Below are 3,208 nucleotides of genomic sequence, written 5' to 3' on the forward strand. Positions count from 1 at the left end.
CGCCGCGCGCCGCCGGGGCGGTCGCGGCGGAGGATTTCGCCGGGGCGATGGCGGCGCTCGCGTCGTTGCGGGCGCCGATCGACCGGTTCTTCGAGGAGGTGACGGTGAACGACCCCGATCCCGCGAAACGGCAGGCCCGCCTCGCGCTGCTCGCCCGCATGCGCGACGCCGTCCACGCGGTCGCCGACTTCTCGCGAATCGAAGGCTGACCTATAAGCGTACCGGCCAGCTTGCCCGTTCGGGCATTAAGAACGTCAACTTGTCACAGGGGACTTCAACATGACCTACGTGTTTCGGTTCGGCGGCGGCGTGTCCGACGGCATCGCCGGCGACAAGGAGACGCTGGGCGGCAAGGGCGCCAATCTGGCCGAGATGGCCTCGATTGGCCTGCCCGTGCCCCCCGGCTTCACGATCAGCACCGCGATGTGCCAGCGCTGGCACGACGAGGGCGAGCGCTTCCCCGACGCGTTGCGCGAGGAGGTGGCCAACGGCCTCGCCCATGTCGAGCAGGTCACCGGCCACAGGTTCGGCGATCCCGCCAACCCGCTGCTCGTCTCCGTCCGCTCCGGCGCGCGCGTGTCGATGCCCGGCATGATGGACACGGTGCTCAATCTCGGCCTCAACGATGCGACGGTCGAGGGGCTGGCCAGGGCGGCGGGCGACGAGCGGTTCGCGTGGGACAGCTACCGCCGCTTCGTCCAGATGTACGCCGATGTCGTGCTCGGGCTCGATCACGACGCGTTCGAGGAAGCGCTGGAGATCGCCAAGGAGGATGGCGGCTATACGCTCGATACCGAGCTGACCGCCGCCGACCTCAAGGCGCTGGTCGCGCGCTACATGACGCTGGTCGAGGAAGGGCAGGGCGCGCCCTTTCCACAGGACCCGCACGACCAGCTCTGGGGCGCGACGGCGGCGGTGTTCGGTTCGTGGCAGTCGGACCGGGCGAAGGTCTATCGCCGGCTCCACGACATTCCCGCCGGCTGGGGCACCGCCGTCAACGTCCAGGCGATGGTGTTCGGCAACATGGGAGACACGTCGGCGACCGGCGTCGCCTTCACCCGCGATCCCGCCAAGGGCGCCAACGCCTATTACGGCGAGTTCCTGATCAACGCGCAGGGCGAGGATGTCGTCGCCGGCATCCGCACGCCGCAATACCTCACCCGCGCCGCGCGCGAGGAGGCGGGCGCGAGGCCGGCGTCGATGGAAGAAGCGATGCCAGAGGTCTATGGCCAACTCGCCGACGTCTTCCAGACGCTGGAACAACATTACCGCGACATGCAGGACATCGAGTTCACGGTCGAGAAGACCAAGCTCTGGATGCTCCAGACCCGCTCGGGCAAGCGCACCGCCAAGGCCGCGCTCAAGATCGCGGTGGATATGGCGAACGAGGGGCTGATCACCCGCGAGGAGGCGATCAAGCGGATCGACCCCGCCAGCCTGGACCAGCTGCTTCACCCGACGCTCGATCCGCACGCGCCGCGCGACGTCATCGCCAAGGGCCTGCCCGCCTCGCCCGGCGCCGCCTGCGGACAGGCGGTGTTCGACGCCGACACCGCCGAGACCTGGGCCGCCGACGGCAAGGCGGTGATCCTGATCCGCACGGAGACCAGCCCGGAGGACATCCACGGCATGCACGCGGCGCGCGGCATCCTGACGGCGCGCGGCGGCATGACCAGCCACGCCGCCGTGGTCGCGCGCGGCATGGGCCGACCGTGCGTGTCCGGCGCCGGCAGTCTCGCGATCAGCGCCAAGGACAAGGTGCTGCGCGTTGTCGGGAGGGAGATCCGCGAGGGCGACCTGCTCACCATCGACGGCGCCACCGGCGAGGTGATGGCGGGCGAGGTGCCCACCGTCAGCCCGGAGCTGTCGGGCGATTTCGGCGTGCTGATGGGCTGGGCGGACGAGCTGCGCACGATGAAGGTCCGCACCAATGCCGACACCCCGGCCGACGCCAAGGCCGCGCGCGAGTTCGGCGCGGAGGGCATCGGCCTGTGCCGCACCGAGCACATGTTTTTCGAGGCGGAACGGATCACGGCGGTGCGCCAGATGATCCTGGCCTCCGACCAGGCCGGGCGCCAGGCCGCGCTCGACCGGCTGCTGCCCGAACAGCGCGCGGACTTCGTCGGCATCTTCGAGGCGATGGCGGGGCTGCCCGTCACCATCCGCCTGCTCGATCCGCCGCTGCACGAGTTCCTGCCGCACGCCGACGCCGAGTTCGCCGAGGTGGCCAGGGCGTCGGGCATCGACGTCGAGCAACTGCGCCGCCGCGCCGCCGAGCTGCACGAGTTCAATCCCATGCTGGGCCATCGCGGCGTGCGGCTGGGCATCACCTATCCCGAGATCTACGCGATGCAGGCGCGCGCGATCTTCGAGGCTGCGTGCGACGTCGCGGACGGAGGTGAAGCGCCGGTGCCCGAGGTGATGATCCCGCTCGTCGCCACCGGCCGCGAGCTGGAGCTGATGAAGGTGGTGGTGGACGAGGCGGCGCGCGCCGTCTTCGCCGAGCGCGGCCGGACGCTGACCTATCTGGTCGGCACGATGATCGAGCTGCCGCGCGCGGCGCTGCGCGCGGGCGAGATCGCGGCCGGGGCCGAGTTCTTCTCCTTCGGCACCAACGACCTGACCCAGACGACGCTGGGCGTCAGCCGCGACGACGCGGCGCGATTCCTGGGCACCTATGTCGAGCAGGGCATCTATGCCCGCGACCCGTTCGTCAGCATCGATGTCGAGGGGGTCGGCGAGCTGGTCCGCCTCGCGGCCGAGCGCGGGCGCGCGACGCGCCCCGGCCTCAAGCTCGGCATCTGCGGCGAGCATGGCGGCGACCCGGCGAGCATCGCCTTCTGCCAGGAGGTCGGGCTGGATTACGTCTCCGCCAGCCCGTACCGCGTGCCGATCGCGCGGCTGGCGGCGGCGCAGGCGGCGCTGAAGGGCTGACGCCTAGGGCCTGCTCAGACTGAGCCTTGACCCGTTTGGGTCGAGCAACGTCGAGACGTAGTACGAAGTCGGTCCCTCGACTTCGCTCGGGACGAACGGGTGTAAAACCTGAGTGGGACAGGCTCCGAACGCATGCCTCGTCGTCCTGGCGCTGTCCTGCACGATGCCGGGTCAGGTCCGGCGCGTGTCCCAGTCGAACCAGCCGCGCCGCTCGCCCGGCGCCACCGCCGGCCGCGCGGCGTCAAGAGCGACCGGCTCGCGCACCGGCGCCATC

The 3,208-nt window shown here is 70.6% G+C and carries 2 protein-coding genes; both read left to right on the plus strand.

From position 1 onward, the window contains the following. Positions 1–209 (plus strand): DALR anticodon-binding domain-containing protein (locus HUU95_RS11985; protein WP_217429833.1); only part of this gene is annotated, 209 nt, incomplete at its 5' end. Between the two features lie 70 nt (positions 210–279). Further along, the gene (ppdK, locus tag HUU95_RS11990) at positions 280–2,934 is read left to right on the plus strand and encodes a pyruvate, phosphate dikinase (protein WP_174280315.1); all 2,655 of its coding nucleotides are present in this window, start codon (positions 280–282) and stop codon (positions 2,932–2,934) included. The last annotated feature ends 274 nt before the right edge of the window (positions 2,935–3,208 follow it).

The sequence above is a fragment of the Sphingomonas bacterium genome (assembly GCF_903643065.1).
GTDB lineage: Bacteria > Pseudomonadota > Alphaproteobacteria > Sphingomonadales > Sphingomonadaceae > Sphingomonas.

Coding starts and splice junctions, on each gene's coding strand:
- ppdK (WP_174280315.1), top strand. CDS start 280: ATGACCTACGTGTTTCGGTTCGGCGGCGGCGTGTCCGACGGCATCGCC.